Source organism: Sulfurimicrobium lacus (assembly GCF_011764585.1).
GTDB classification, from domain to species: domain Bacteria; phylum Pseudomonadota; class Gammaproteobacteria; order Burkholderiales; family Sulfuricellaceae; genus Sulfurimicrobium; species Sulfurimicrobium lacus.
Genome location: NZ_AP022853.1, coordinates 125,232 through 137,873, shown reverse-complemented (window position 1 = coordinate 137,873; position 12,642 = coordinate 125,232). Strand labels below are relative to the sequence as shown.

Genomic DNA, 12,642 nt, shown 5'->3' with positions numbered 1-12,642 from the left:
AGGAATAAGGTGAAGCTGGCCGATAAGCCGGGTTCTGTCGTGGACAGTCATTCCTCTAGGCGCTGAATTGCTCCAGCGCTCGTGCAACCTACCCGGGGGCAACGCGAGCCGCGCCAATGCCCCCCTATTTGGTCTTGCTCCGGATGGGGTTTAACCTGCCATTGCTGTTGCCAGCAATGCGGTGAGCTCTTACCTCGCCATTTCAACCTTACCTGATCCCTTGCGGGCCATCGGCGGTATGTTTTCTGTGCCACTTTCCATCGCCTCGCGGCGTCCGGCCGTTAGCCGGCATCCTGCTCTGTGGAGCCCGGACTTTCCTCTGCATGGAAAACCATACAGCGACTGCCTAGCCAGCTTCGGGTTGGATTTTAGCATGATTCGTGATATAAATCCCGACTAATACAGTCAACTTTGGATCGCCCCATGGATCTATCCAGCCTGCGCGACACCGTCCAGCGCAACTGCCACATCAGCGACGCCCTGCATGCGCGCAATTACACCCTGTGCACCTACTTGCTCAAGATGCGCGAGTTCTACCGCTGGGAGAAAGGCTTCCCGTTCGATGTTTCGCTGCCGAAAGACGACTTGGGGGACTGGATCACCGAACGAGAAGCCTTATGGGAGCAGCTGGAGATCGACCGCTTCGAGCCGCTGCGTTTGGGACAAAGCCAAATCGACCCGTTCGAAACTTCCGTCATCAACCAGGAACTCACCGCGCAGGGGCTGGTTTACAGCGGAGGCTATGGCGGCTACGCGGCGCCTCACTTTTTCCTCGCCGAGCTGTTGCGCACCGAGCGGCGCGAGGGACTGCCAGTGCTCATCGCCGGACGCGAGCATGCGCGCGATATGGCCGCGCCGCCGGCCATGCTGCTCGACGGCACCCTGTTCATCCGGCGCGAATCGATGCGCCGCATGCTGTGGGAAAAAATCGAGGAGTGGCGCTGGAAACAGCATCAGGACGCCATGGCGCGCGCCATGGCGCAGTACGACTTCGACGCCGACTTTACGCAGGCTCTGGAACAGATGACCGACAACGAAGTGGAGTCCGCACTGCTGCATGAAATCGGGGAATGGCGCGCGGAGGCGCTACTGGGCGAAGACTGGCCGGCGCTGCTGCTGGCCGTCTCCGGCTCGCGCGGCGAAATCGTGGCGCGGGCGGTGCGCGACCACCTGGCCGACTGCACCTCCACCCTGCCGACACTGCTGGACCAGGAAAACGCAGCCGGGCTGCATTTCTATTTTGCCAACCTCAAGGGCATGCGGCGCGAGCTGTTCCCCGAGCTGAGCGAGGCCTACCAGAGCTGGGTCGAGGGAGGCCGATTGCAGGCCCTGCGCGCCATGGTGCAGCAAGGTGCGCCGCGCTGGTCGGAAACGGCGATGCACCTGCTGCAACTGCATCGCGAGAACCCGGGATCCTGCGCCGTCGAAATCGGGCGCCTGTATGCGAAATAAGCTAGTCGAGCGTCCAGCTTAACGACTCTCCCGCCCGTAGCGGCACCAGCTTGCCGTCGCCGAACGGCAGTTCGGCAGGCACTTCCCAGCTTTGCTTGCGCAGCGTGACTTTGTCCCGGTTGCGCGGCAGGCGGTAAAAATCCGCGCCGTAAAAACTGGCAAAGGCCTCGAGCTTGTCCAGCGCCTTGGCCGCTTCGAAAGCTTCGGCATAGAGTTCCAGCGCAGCGTGGGCGCTGTAGATACCGGCGCAGCCGCAGGCCGATTCCTTGGCATGTCTGGCGTGCGGTGCGCTGTCGGTGCCGAGGAAGAACTTGGGGTTGCCGCTGGTGGCGGCGCCGATCAGCGCCCAGCGGTGCTCTTCCCGCTTCAGCACCGGCAGGCAGAACATGTGCGGGCGCATGCCGCCGGCGAACATGGCGTTGCGGCTGTACAGCAGGTGATGAGCGGTGATGGTGGCGGCGACAGTGGCTGGCGCAGCCTTGACGAATTCCACCGCCTGACGGGTGGTGATGTGTTCGAACACCACCCGCAGGCGAGGGTAGCGGTCCAGCAGCGGCACCAGCACCTTGCCGATGAACACCTGCTCGCGGTCGAACACGTCGACCAGGGGGTGGGTCTCCTCGCCGTGGACCAGGAGCGGCAGGTCGTGTTCCTGCATCGCTTCCAGCGCGGCGTGGCACTTGAGGATGTCGGTGACGCCGGAATCGGAATTGGTGGTAGCGCCTGCCGGGTAGAGCTTGACGCCGTGCACCACGCCGCTGGCCTTGGCGCGCGCGATTTCCGCGGGCGCGGTGTTGTCGGTGAGGTACAGCGTCATCAGCGGCTCAAAATCGGAACCGGCAGGCAGGGCGTCCAGAATGCGCTGACGGTAGGCCAACGCCAGTTCGGTCGTCGTTACCGGCGGACGCAGGTTGGGCATCACGATGGCGCGCCCGAAGCGGCGTGCGGTATCGGGCAGCACGGCCTGCATGTCGGCGCCGTCGCGCAGGTGCAGATGCCAGTCGTCAGGGCGGGTGAGGGTCAGCGTGTCCATGGTGTGATCCGTCAAAAAGGCTGTGTTTATTTTAACTGCAAGGCCAGGTCGTAGAGGGCATTTTTCTTCTCGCCGCTGATCTCGGCCGCCAGCTTGACGGCCTGCTTGAGAGGCAGCTCGGCCAGCAACAGCGCCAGGATGCGCTGCGCCTCTGCGCTCACGCCTTGTTCCTCGACCGGCGGCGCGCCCGACACCAGCAACACGAATTCGCCGCGCTGGCGGTTGGGGTCGCCCGCCAGCCAGGCCGGCGCGTCGGCCAGCTTGCAGCCGTGAATGCTCTCGAACACTTTGGTCAGCTCACGCGCGAAGACGATTTCCCGCTCGCCGCCCAGCACCGCCAGCAGGTCGTCCACCGTTTCCACGATGCGGTGCGGCGCCTCGTAAAACGCCAGGGTGTAGGGCAAGGGTAGCAGCGGCGCCAGCGCCTTGCGCCGGTTGGCGGGCTTGGAAGGCAGGAAGCCGTAGAAGAGAAAATGCGGCGCTTCCAGACCCGCGGCCGAAAGCGCGCAGATGACGGCGCTGGGTCCGGGCAGCGGCACCACGGGCAGACCCGCCGCGCGCACCGCGTGCACCAGGATCGTGCCCGGGTCGCTTACTGCTGGCGTGCCGGCGTCGGACACCAGCGCCACGGTTTTGCCCGACTGCAGCGCCTCGATGATCCTGGGCGCGGCGACCAGCTCGTTATGCTCATGCAATGCCACCAGCTTGGCGGAAATGCCGAAATGCCCCAGCAAGTGGGATGTATTGCGGGTATCCTCGGCGGCGATGATATGCGCCGACTTCAATATCTCCAGCGCGCGCAGCGTGATGTCCCGCAAATTTCCAATCGGCGTGGCAACCACATATAATGTTCCGACACCACTTATTCCTTGGCCCTGATGCAACGTTTCCTCACTTTTTTGCTGATGTTTTTTGCCGTAACGCTGGCGGCCTGTGCGAGCGCCCCGGAACGGCCGGTTAGTGTCGAATCGCGGCCGCTGGCCAATGCCAGACCCATTCCTCAAGCCGAGGTCACGCTCTCCCCGCTGGCCAGAGTTGCCCCCCCCGCAGCCACGGCCGTGGATACGCCGCTCCAGCCGCTGGGTGCCGCTGCACCGGCCACCGCCAAAAATGCGCATATCGCGCTATTGCTGCCGCTCAACTCGCCCGCTTTTGGCCGCGCCGCCGAAGCGGTAAAACAAGGTTTCATGGCCGCCACCTCAGTCCAGGCCGGCGATCTTCCGATCAGGGTCTACCCCAGCGGCGACCAGCCTGACGACATTGTGGCCGCATACAGTCGGGCAACGCAAGCCGGCGCCCGAATTGTCGTTGGCCCGCTGACCAAGAACGGCGTAAGCGCTCTTGCCGCCAGCAATCAGGTCAGCGTCCCGACGCTGGCGCTGAACCAGCCGGAATCGCTCAGCGATATCCCGCCGCAGCTCTATGTGCTGGCACTGGCGGCAGACATCGAAGCCCGGCAGATCGCCCAAGCCGCCTTTGGCGAAGGCCGCAAAACAGCCGTCATCGTCGCCTCCGGCAACAGCCTGGCGAAGCGCATGCAGCTCGCCTTTGCCGACGAATGGACGCAGCTCGGCGGCGAACTGGTCAGCCAGCTCAACTTCAGTGGTTCCAACCCCGATGCCGTACGCGACGCATTGCAACGACACCCGGCGGACATGCTGTTTCTCGCCATGGACGGCGGAGAAGCCCGCCAGCTGCGGCCTTATCTCAGCTCCGACCAGCCCATCTATGCGACTTCGCAAATTTACGCGGGAAAAAATAACCCGGAAAAATACTACGACCTGAACGGCATCCATTTCATCGACATGCCATGGTTGCTACAGCCGGACCATCTGGCCGTGATGGTCTACCCGCGCCCCCAGGCACAGTTCAGCGCCGATCTTGAACGCCTTTACGCCTTGGGCATCGACGCCTGGCGCCTGGCATTGCTGTTGCAAGCCGCACCAACCAGCACGCCCCTCACTCTCGACGGGGTAACCGGCCGACTGAGCCTGGACAAGGGGCATCAGATCGAACGCGCTGGGGTGCTGGCGGTGTTTCGCGATGGAGACGCCGCACCATTGACACCGTGATCCAGCTCGGCCAGGACGCGGAAAACCTTTCCGCCGAATTCCTGCAACGGCAAGGGCTCCGGCTGGTGACGCGAAATTACCGTTGCCGCATGGGCGAAATCGACCTGGTCATGGACGATCGCGGCACGCTGGTCTTCGTCGAGGTGCGGCTGCGCAACAACAATCATTTCGGCGGCGCGGGCGCCAGCATCACCGCCCACAAGCAGGGCAAGCTGATTCGCGCCGCGCAGCATTATTTACAGCAACAAGCGGTCCAGCCGCCTTGCCGCTTCGACGCCGTGCTGCTGGACGGCGGCAGGCTGGAGTGGATCAAGGATGCATTTAGCGCCTAAGGAATTTGAATTTATGGATCTGGTTTCCCGTATCGGCCATCACTTTACCGACAGTGCCCACGTCAAGCTGCAGGCGCTGGATCTGCTCGCCGAGCCCATCGCGCTCGCTGCCGAGCAGGTCGTGCAATGCCTGCTGTCCGACGGCAAGGTGCTAAGCTGCGGCAACGGCGGCTCTGCCGGCGACGCCCAGCACTTCGCTTCGGAAATGCTCAACCGCTTCGAGATGGAACGCCCCGGCCTGGCCGCCATGGCGCTCACCACCGACAGCTCGACCATCACCTCGATCGCCAACGACTATTCTTTCGAGCTGATTTTCTCCAAGCAGGTGCGCGCCCTGGGCCAACCCCAGGACCTGCTGCTGGCGATCTCCACCAGCGGCAACTCGCGCAACGTGATCCAGGCGATCGAAGCCGCCCACGAACGCGAAATGGGTGTCATCGCCCTCACCGGCAAGGGCGGCGGACCTATGGGTGAACTTTTGCGCCCCGGCGATATCCACTTGTGTGTGCCTTCCGACAGTACCGCGCGTATCCAGGAAGTGCACCTGCTCATCATCCACTGCCTGTGCGATGCCATCGACTGTTTGCTTTTAGGAGTTGAATAAATGCGTAAATTTCTTCCGTTACTGCTGTTGGCTGTCATCCCGGCGCTGCAGGGCTGTTTCCCGGTCGTCGCCACCGGCGTTGGCGCAGGCGCGCTGATGGTCACCGACCGCCGTACCTCCGGCACCTATATCGAAGACCAGGGCATCGAACTCAAGGCCATGACCCGACTCAACGACAAGTTCAACGACAGCGTGCATGTCACCGTGACCAGCTACAACCGCAACGTCCTGCTCACCGGCCAGGCGCCCACCGAAGTGTTGAAAGCCGATGTCGAGCAGGAGGTCCGCACCGTGCCCAACGTGGCTTCGGTCCTCAACGAAATGGCGATCGGGCCTTTGACGTCTTTCGCCTCGCACAGCAACGACACCTACATCACTTCCAAGGTCAAGGGCCGCATGATCGAAGCCAACAAGTTCCCGGTCAATCAGGTCAAGGTCGTCACCGAGAATGGCGTGGTTTATCTGCTCGGCATCGTCACCCGCCAGGTGGCCGATGAAGCAGTCGAAATTGCCCGCACCACCAGCGACGTCAAGAAGGTGGTCAAGGTATTCGAATACGAGAACTGATTAGACTTTGACCTATTCCGCCCCCGTTTTTGAAAGCAAAATCTGCGACCCGGCCGATCTCCCGGCACGGGTCGCATCGCTGTCGCGTCCGCTGGTGTTCACCAACGGCTGCTTCGACATTCTCCACCGCGGTCATGCCGCCTACCTGGCGCAGGCCAGGGCATTGGGCGCGAGCCTGGTCGTGGGGGTCAACACCGATGCCTCGGTCAAACGCCTGGGCAAAGGCGACGACCGCCCGGTCAACAGCCAGCAGGACCGCATGGCCGTGCTGGCGGCGCTCGAAAGCGTCAGCCTGGTGACCTGGTTCGACGAAGACACACCGCTCCAGCTGATTCTCGCCTGTCGCCCGGACATCCTGGTGAAAGGCGGCGACTGGGCCGCGGAGAACATCGTCGGCGCGCGCGAAGTGCTGGATTGGGGCGGGCAAGTCCATTCCATCCCGTTCCTGTTCGAGCGTTCCACCACCTCCACCATCGCCAAGATTCGCGCCCTCTGAACCCATGTTACCCGCGGCGTTCCTCACCCGCCTCGGCGCCATTGTCGGCGACGGCAAGCTGCTGACCGACGAAGCGAGTTGCTACGCCTACGGCTACGACAACAGCCGCAAGGTTTTTCCCCCCGACGCGGTGGTATTCGCCACCAGCAGCGAAGAAGTCCAGCAGGTCGTCCGGCTGTGTGATGAATTCGCCGTCCCCCTCACGCCGCGCGGCCGCGGCACCGGCACCACCGGCGCCAGCATTCCGGAACAGGGCGGCGTGGCGCTGTCCCTCGAACGCATGCGGCGCATCCTCGCCGTCGACCCGGCCAACCGCGTGCTGGTGTGCGAGCCCGGCGTGCTGAACCAGGAAGTGCAGGACGCCGCCCGGCCGCACGGCTTCTTCTGGCCGCCCGACCCCTCCAGCGCCGCCTATTGCAGCGTCGGCGGCAACCTCGCCACCTGCGCCGGCGGCCCGCACGCAGTGAAATACGGCGTCACCCGCGACCATGTGCTGGGCCTGAAAGCGGTGACGGGCAAAGGCGACATCATCAAGACCGGCTGCTACACCACCAAAGGCGTGGTCGGCTACGACCTGACCCGTCTCTTGATCGGCTCGGAAGGCACGCTGGCCATCATCACAGAAGCCACGCTCAAACTTACGCCCTTGCCCGCTGCAGTCGGCGGGCTGACCGCCCATTACCGCGACATCGCCAGTTGCGCCCGGGCGATCGCCGCCATCATGGCGCAGCCCGCCCTGCCCAGCGCGCTGGAGTTTCTCGACCAGGCCTCGCTCGACCTGATTCGCGCCCGCCATCCCGGTCTGTTGCCACAGGAAACACGCGCACTGCTGATGATCGAGGTGGACGGTGCGCCCGGCGAAATCGCCTCCAGCGCCCAGGCCATCCGCGCCGCGTGCAGCAACGACGGCCTGATCAGGGCGGAAATCGTGAGCGACCTCAAGGCCTTGTGGGCGGCGCGCAAGGCGCTTTCGCCCCTGCTGCGCGACATCGCGCCGAAGAAAATCAACGAGGACATCGTGGTGCCGGTATCGCGCCTGCCCGAACTGCTGCAGGGACTGGGCGAGCTGAGCGCCAGATACCGCGTCGCCAATGCCAACTTCGGCCACGCCGGCAACGGCAACATCCACGTCAATCTGCTGGTGAACCCCGACGACGCCGAAGAACTGCAGCGCGCGGAAGCCTGCCTGGACGAAATCTTCACCCTGGTGCTGCGCCTCGACGGCACCCTCTCGGGCGAACACGGCGTGGGGCGCGAGAAACGGGCCTTCGTAGCGCGCGAAATCGACCCTGTGACGCTGCAACTGATGCGCGACATCAAGCAGGTGTTCGACCCCCAAAACATCCTCAATCCCGGCAAAATGTTCGCCGACCCACAATAAATCAGGAGACCACCATGACCATCGCTGACCTCAACCAACGCTTCGCCATTCCCGGCCACATCGCATTCAAGGAAGGCCCCGGCGGGCTGGTAGTCGCTTCAGTCGCCAACACCCTGGCCGAATCAAGCATCGCCCTGCAGGGCGCCCACGTCATGACATTCCAGCCGCGCGGCCAGGAGCCGGTGATCTGGCTGTCGAAATTCGCCAAGTTCGCGCCCGGCAAGTCGATCCGCGGCGGCGTGCCGGTATGCTGGCCGTGGTTCGGCCCGCACGCCACGGACGCGGCGCTGCCGGGGCATGGTTTTGCCCGCACGGTGATGTGGCAGGTGCTGGAAACCAAGGCATTGGCGGACGGCGCTTCTTTCCTGCGCTTCGGCCTGGTGGAAAACGACGCCACACGCGCGCAATGGCCGCATGCTTCGAGCGCCGAACTGGAAGTCACCGTAGGTGCCGCGCTCAGGGTCGAGCTGGTGACGCGCAATAAAGGCAATGCGCCTTTCGTGCTGGGCGAAGCACTGCACACCTATTTCCACATCAGCGACGTGGCCAAGATGAAAATCGCCGGCCTCGACGGCTGCGACTACCTGGACAAGGTCGGCCCCACCACGCGCAAGACCCAGCACGGCGCCATCGTGATCGAAAGCGAAGTGGACCGCGTCTACCTCGACACCAGCGCCGACCTGCTGATCGAGGACAGCGGGCTCAAGCGCCGCATTCGCATTGCCAGCCAGAGCGCCCGCTCAGCCGTGGTATGGAACCCCTGGACCGAGAAGGCCGACAAGATGGGCGACTTCGGCCCCGAAGGCCATCGTGGCATGGTGTGCGTGGAAACCGCCAACGCAGTCGACAACGTGGTCACGGTGCAGCCCGGCGAGGAACACCGCATGGTGGCGATTTACAGCGTTGAATCTTTGGCTTGATGAAGTATTCTGGTTGGCCAAGTGTTTTTCACAAGGAGAACGTCATGAGTAAATGGCTGATGGTTCTTGCCGGCCTGATGTTGAGTTCATCGCTCAATGCGGCCGGCCTGGATGACCTGAGCAACCGGGACGCCTCCGCCGGCCTCAAGGAAGCTCTGACCAAAAGCGCCGTGGCGGCGGTTTCCCAGTTGGGCGCCGCCGACGGCTTCCTCGGCAACGACAAGGTCAGGATTCCCCTGCCGGACTCGCTGCGCAAGGCCGAGGGGCTGCTGCGCACGATGGGCATGGGCCAGCAGGCGGATGAACTGAAAGTGGCGATGAACCGGGCCGCCGAATCCGCAGTGAAGGAAGCCAGGCCGATCCTGGTCGGCGCCGTTAAAAAAATGACCGTGAGCGATGCCAAGGACGTCCTGAGCGGAGGGGATGAGGCGGCGACGCAATACTTCCGCCGCACCACCGACAAGGACCTTGCAGCAAAATTCGCCCCCATCGTGAAAAACGCCACCGCCCGGGTCCGGCTGGCCGAAAAATACAACCAGTACGCCGGCAAGGCCGCCAAGCTTGGCCTCATGGACGCGAGCGATGCCGACCTCGATCAGTACGTGACAAAAAAGACGCTGGACGGCCTGTTCCTGGTGATCGGCGAACAGGAACGGGCCATCCGCCAGGACCCGGTGGGGCAGGGCAGCGCCCTGCTCCGAAAGGTCTTCGGCGCCGTCGCCCCCTGATTACCAGCCGCGGCGCTCGTAGCCCGGGCCGCCGTAACCGCGATGGTCGCCGTAATAGCCGCGACCGTATTCATGATCGCGAAAATCGCGGTGACCGTGGCGCGGCCCGTTGTCATAACGCTCGTAATACACCCGCTGCACCGGGACCGGGCGGTAGTAGACCGGTGCCGGACGGTAATAAACAGGCTCCGGACGATAATGGACGGGTTCAACCCGGTGGTATTGGTTATCGCGCGTAGCCACCGCGACACCGGTCGCACCGCCCAGCAAGCCGCCGATAATGGCGGCATCACGACCGCCCAGCGCCGAACCGATGGCCGCACCGGCAGCGCCGCCGAACGCGCCACCCACTACAGCATCGCTGTTCCAGTCCCCGGCATACGCCTGGCCGGTAAGCGCTGCGGTCAATACGACGATCAAGCTGATCTTTTTCATGATTTGCCTCCTTGTGTGTGAACGTGAGGCAAATTGTAGGCTTGGGAAGCTTAACGCTAGCTGAATGGGAACCTTGGTCCGAAAAAAGAGAAATGGGCGCTCCGAGGTTCACTAAAGCAAAGCAAGAACGTGGAACTACGCCGAATTCCCCTCGGTCCACCGCCGAGCAGCACAGGCGAGCCGGGGGCAGTCGGCGAGGACTGTCTGAGCGCAAAGCGCGAGTTCCGCAGCCGCCCGGCTTGACGAGCAGCGCAGGGAACCCCGGAGGGGCGGTGGATGGGGCTCGCCTTCTTTGGGTTACGCTTTCTTGGCGAAGCAAGAAAGGTAACCAGCCGCCGGGCTGCCCCCGGCAATCAAAAACGGTGCGCGGAGCGCATCCAACAGCACTAAATCACACCATGCGGCGCAATGCCCGTTGGTTATTACCCCACGCTAGCTAAGAACTCCAAGAACGCCATGATGCCCAGAAAATCCACCAATAGATGCCAGATAAGAAGCAAATAATAATGCCAAAAAGGAACCAAAACATGAGCGGTTCGTCCGCTCTGTTCGCCTGACTGGCTTTCATATGAAGAATGCCGATTTTTATTGTTGCGACGATCCAACTAACAATAAAAACTGTCCAGAGCGTCACCGTTAAAAAAATAAAAGAGTTTTTCCAAAAGTTGGATTCAAAGTTAATCGCAATAGTTGCAATACCTGTAACGATTGCCAAAAAACCAGTGATTCCAGAAAACCGTTGAAGGGGTGAGCGTGGCTCAAACAATTTCATTTTGATACCCAACTTAAAGTAGCCCGCACGGGGTGTTTATTATTAGGAAACTCCCTCTAAACACCATTCAGATATGCGATCGAGTGTGGGCCGCCGTGCATATTAGGTCTATGGCAGCCGTACTGAAGTGGTTCATTTCCTGCTCGCCAACCGCACGACATACCCCCCCGATTTCTCATCCCGCTCCAACTCCACCAGCTGCCGCGTCTGCGCCTCCTCCAGCAATTCGTTGAAGGAACGGAAGCCGTAATAGGATTCGTTGAAACCGGGCTGGCGACGCTTGAGGGCCTGCTTGACCATCGAACCCCAGATCTTTTCCCCTTCGCTGCGCTCCGCGATCAGGGCTTCGATCGTTTCCATGACCAGGTCGAGCGCTTCCTGTGCCTTGTCGTCCTCGGTCTTGGGCGCTTTCTTCGCGGCGGACGGCGTAGCCTTGGCCACGGCTTTTTTCTTTGTCTCCTTCTTGCTTTCCTGCTCGCGCACCAGGTCGTCGTAGTAGATGAACTCGTCGCAGTTGGAGATCAGCAGGTCGGAAGTGGAGTTTTTCACCCCCACCCCGATCACGGTCTTGTTGTTTTCGCGCAGCTTGCTGACCAGCGGGGAGAAATCCGAATCGCCGCTGATGATGACGAAGGTCTTGACGTGGGATTTGGTGTAACACAGGTCCAGCGCGTCCACCACCATGCGGATGTCGGCCGAGTTCTTGCCGGACATGCGCACGTGGGGGATCTCGATCAGCTCGAATGACGCCTCGTGCATCGGCCCCTTGAAATCCTTGTAGCGCTCCCAGTCGCAGTAGGCTTTCTTGACCACGATGCTGCCCTTGAGCAGCAGGCGTTCCAGCACCTTCTTGATATCGAACTGCGCGTATTTGGCGTCGCGCACGCCGATGGCGATGTTCTCGAAATCGCAGAACAGCGCCATGTTTTCGGTTTCCTGGAATCCTGCCATGTCGCTTTCTCCCGGTGTGATATGACGGCATATCCGTCATGCTCATGATAACAAAGTGGTGGATCTAAACGACTGAACCTGCAGCCAGCGTTTTCAGCATTTCCAGCTCTCCGGCACTGAAACCTGCTTGCGCCCGCGCCTCCATGTTGAACGGGGGACGCAGGGCCGGCGCGTCGTACTCGCGTAGCAAATCGAAAAAAGTAGTCATCGGATCGATGCCGCGCTGCGCGCATAAATAGCCATACCAGCGGTTGCCGATGGCGACATGGCCCGTTTCGTCGTGCTGGATGATCGCCAGGATTTCCACCGCTTTCCGGTCCCCGCTGGCGGCCAGCCTGGCGCTGATCGCCGGCGTGACGTCCAGGCCGCGCGCTTCCAGCAGGCGCGGCACCAGGGCCATGCGCACCAGCGGGTCGTGGGCGGTCTTGAGCGCCGTCTCCCACAGCCCGTTGTGGGCGTTGAAATCGCCGTAGTCGTAACCCCGCGTGCGCAGGTGGTCGCGCAACAGGGTGAAATGCAGCGCTTCTTCCGCTGCTACCCGCAGCCAGTCGCCGTAAAAGTCGGGCGGCAGGGCGCGGAAACGATACACCGCGTCCAGCGCCAGGTTGATGGCGTTGAACTCGATATGCGCCAGGGAATGGATCAGCGCCGCCTGGCCTTGGGGGGTAGACAGCCTGCGCCGTTCCACCTTGCCCGGCGCGACCAGTTGCGGCTTGTCCGGGCGCCCCGGCTCGCCGACCGGCACAACCGGCGTGGCCTCGTCCATGAGCAGCCGGCCGGCTTGCCACTGCTGCCACAGGGCGACCGCGCACGCCGCCTTGGCGTCTGGCTCTGGCGTCATGAGGCAGGCATAAGTTTCAGCGAAAAGCTTGTTCATCGGGACGATTCTAACCATAAGG

15 protein-coding genes and 1 other RNA gene are annotated in these 12,642 nt (G+C 62.4%); 9 read left to right on the top strand and 7 right to left on the bottom strand.

The window, feature by feature from the left end:
* Window positions 1-7: 7 nt before the first annotated feature.
* Window positions 8-358, bottom strand: an RNA gene (gene rnpB / locus SKTS_RS00685) — RNase P RNA component class A.
* Window positions 359-423: 65 nt separating this feature from the next.
* Here rnpB and SKTS_RS00680 point away from each other — a divergent pair.
* Window positions 424-1,452, top strand: a complete 1,029-nt coding sequence (locus tag SKTS_RS00680) for an Sfum_1244 family protein (protein ID WP_173058879.1) — start codon at window positions 424-426, stop codon at window positions 1,450-1,452.
* A 1-nt stretch (window position 1,453) separates the two neighbouring features.
* Here SKTS_RS00680 and pyrC read toward each other — a convergent pair whose 3' ends face one another.
* The gene (gene pyrC, locus SKTS_RS00675; protein WP_173058876.1) at window positions 1,454-2,485 is read right to left on the bottom strand and encodes a dihydroorotase; all 1,032 of its coding nucleotides are present in this window, start codon (window positions 2,483-2,485) and stop codon (window positions 1,454-1,456) included.
* A 26-nt stretch (window positions 2,486-2,511) separates the two neighbouring features.
* Window positions 2,512-3,351 (bottom strand): 16S rRNA (cytidine(1402)-2'-O)-methyltransferase, encoded by an 840-nt coding sequence (gene rsmI / locus SKTS_RS00670; RefSeq protein ID WP_280513692.1) that lies wholly within the window; start codon window positions 3,349-3,351, stop codon window positions 2,512-2,514.
* 12 nt (window positions 3,352-3,363) lie between these two features.
* Between rsmI and SKTS_RS18865 the strand changes: the two genes are divergently transcribed.
* From SKTS_RS18865 to SKTS_RS00635, 8 genes are read left to right on the top strand one after another with little or no spacing between them, the layout of a single operon-like run.
* A complete protein-coding gene (locus SKTS_RS18865; protein ID WP_244617533.1) occupies window positions 3,364-4,557 on the top strand; it encodes a penicillin-binding protein activator in 1,194 nt (397 codons plus the stop codon).
* Window positions 4,554-4,889, top strand: a complete 336-nt coding sequence (locus tag SKTS_RS00665) for a YraN family protein (RefSeq protein ID WP_198420406.1) — start codon at window positions 4,554-4,556, stop codon at window positions 4,887-4,889. Before SKTS_RS18865 ends, SKTS_RS00665 begins: the two co-directional genes overlap by 4 nt.
* Window positions 4,890-4,902: 13 nt before the next feature.
* Window positions 4,903-5,493, top strand: coding sequence for a phosphoheptose isomerase (locus tag SKTS_RS00660; RefSeq protein ID WP_173058870.1), 591 nt, complete (start codon window positions 4,903-4,905; stop codon window positions 5,491-5,493).
* Window positions 5,494-6,060 (top strand): BON domain-containing protein, encoded by a 567-nt coding sequence (locus tag SKTS_RS00655; protein WP_173058867.1) that lies wholly within the window; start codon window positions 5,494-5,496, stop codon window positions 6,058-6,060.
* Between the two features lie 7 nt (window positions 6,061-6,067).
* On the top strand, window positions 6,068-6,556 hold the full coding sequence (gene rfaE2, locus SKTS_RS00650; protein ID WP_173058864.1) for a D-glycero-beta-D-manno-heptose 1-phosphate adenylyltransferase: 489 nt from the start codon (window positions 6,068-6,070) through the stop codon (window positions 6,554-6,556).
* Window positions 6,557-6,560: 4 nt separating this feature from the next.
* Window positions 6,561-7,937, top strand: a complete 1,377-nt coding sequence (locus SKTS_RS00645; RefSeq protein WP_173058861.1) for an FAD-binding oxidoreductase — start codon at window positions 6,561-6,563, stop codon at window positions 7,935-7,937.
* Between the two features lie 14 nt (window positions 7,938-7,951).
* A complete protein-coding gene (locus tag SKTS_RS00640) occupies window positions 7,952-8,857 on the top strand; it encodes a D-hexose-6-phosphate mutarotase (protein ID WP_173058858.1) in 906 nt (301 codons plus the stop codon).
* Window positions 8,858-8,901: 44 nt separating this feature from the next.
* Window positions 8,902-9,585 (top strand): DUF4197 domain-containing protein, encoded by a 684-nt coding sequence (locus tag SKTS_RS00635; protein WP_173058855.1) that lies wholly within the window; start codon window positions 8,902-8,904, stop codon window positions 9,583-9,585.
* Here the strand turns inward: SKTS_RS00635 and SKTS_RS00630 are convergent, their stop codons facing one another.
* From SKTS_RS00630 to SKTS_RS00615, 4 genes are all read right to left on the bottom strand, one after another.
* Window positions 9,586-10,020, bottom strand: a complete 435-nt coding sequence (locus SKTS_RS00630; protein ID WP_173058492.1) for a hypothetical protein — start codon at window positions 10,018-10,020, stop codon at window positions 9,586-9,588.
* 436 nt (window positions 10,021-10,456) lie between these two features.
* Entirely contained in the window at window positions 10,457-10,792 is a 336-nt protein-coding gene (locus SKTS_RS00625) for a hypothetical protein (RefSeq protein ID WP_173058853.1), read from the bottom strand.
* Window positions 10,793-10,924: 132 nt separating this feature from the next.
* The gene (locus tag SKTS_RS00620) at window positions 10,925-11,743 is read right to left on the bottom strand and encodes an NYN domain-containing protein (protein ID WP_173058851.1); all 819 of its coding nucleotides are present in this window, start codon (window positions 11,741-11,743) and stop codon (window positions 10,925-10,927) included.
* A 64-nt stretch (window positions 11,744-11,807) separates the two neighbouring features.
* Complete coding sequence (locus SKTS_RS00615; RefSeq protein WP_244617402.1) at window positions 11,808-12,638, bottom strand: ferritin-like domain-containing protein; 831 nt, start codon at window positions 12,636-12,638, stop codon at window positions 11,808-11,810.
* Between the last annotated feature and the right edge of the window lie 4 nt (window positions 12,639-12,642).